The organism is Streptomyces sp. DH12 (assembly GCF_020873895.1).
GTDB lineage: Bacteria > Actinomycetota > Actinomycetes > Streptomycetales > Streptomycetaceae > Streptomyces.
In genome coordinates, this window is the sequence record NZ_JAHWGT010000633.1 from 1 (window position 1) to 538 (window position 538).

At 68.0% G+C, this 538-nt stretch carries 1 protein-coding gene; it reads right to left on the minus strand.

What is annotated here, in order from left to right:
- Positions 1 to 538, minus strand: a 538-nt coding sequence (locus LPA54_RS36180; protein WP_228984771.1) for an inorganic phosphate transporter, incomplete at both ends; no start/stop codon positions are given.

The following is a 538-nucleotide window of genomic DNA, read 5'->3' on the forward strand; positions in this document are numbered from 1 at the left end:
ATCTTCACCCACACCGGGATCGGGTCGCCGTAGTCCTCCACGTCGGCGATGACCAGGGCCATCACCACGATGCCCATCGTCTTCTGGGCGTCCTGGAGACCATGGCCGAGGGCCATGCCGGCCGCGGACACCGTCTGGGCGATGCGGAAGCCGCGCTTGGCCTTGTGCGGGTTGGCCCGCCGGAACATCCACATGATCGCCGTCATCACCAGATAACCGGCGATCAGACCGACCACCGGCGACACGAACATCGGGATGACGACCTTGTCGACGACGCCGTGCCAGTACACCGTCGTCCCACCGGCCAGCGCGGCGCCGACCATGCCGCCGAACAGGGCGTGGGACGACGACGAAGGCAGGCCGAAGTACCAGGTGATCAGGTTCCAGACGATGGCGCCGATCAGGGCGGCGAAGAGGATCCCCATCCCCTTCGACCCCTCGGGCGTCTGGATCAGCCCCTCACTGACGGTCTTGGCGACGCCGGACCCCAGGAAGGCGCCGGCCAGGTTCATCACGGCCGCCATGGCGAGCGCCGCGC